This is a genomic window from Spirosoma agri (genome assembly GCF_010747415.1).
GTDB lineage: Bacteria > Bacteroidota > Bacteroidia > Cytophagales > Spirosomataceae > Spirosoma > Spirosoma agri.
On sequence record NZ_JAAGNZ010000032.1, the window covers coordinates 1 to 288 of the forward strand.

1 protein-coding gene is annotated in these 288 nt (G+C 45.8%); it reads right to left on the reverse strand.

The window, feature by feature from the left end; genetic code table 11:
• Nucleotides 1-288 (reverse strand): leucine-rich repeat domain-containing protein (locus GK091_RS29335; RefSeq protein WP_394351914.1); only part of this gene is annotated, 288 nt, incomplete at both ends.

Sequence of the window (288 nt, forward strand, 5' to 3'; positions counted from 1 at the left end):
TTGGTCAACCCACTCAGACTAGTTGGGATGCTGCCCGTTAGCTGATTGTTGTTTAAGATAAGTCGCTGCAAATTAGTCAGCGTACCCAGACTGGCCGGGATGCTGCCCCCTAACGAATTATTATTCAAAGTCAGATCCTGCAAATTGGTCAACCCACTCAGACTAGTTGGGATGCTGCCCGTTAGCTGATTGCTGTTTAAGATAAGTTGCTGCAAATTGGTCAACCCACTCAGACTAGTTGGGATACTGCCCGTTAGCTGATTGATACTTAAATCAACCCTTGTTAAG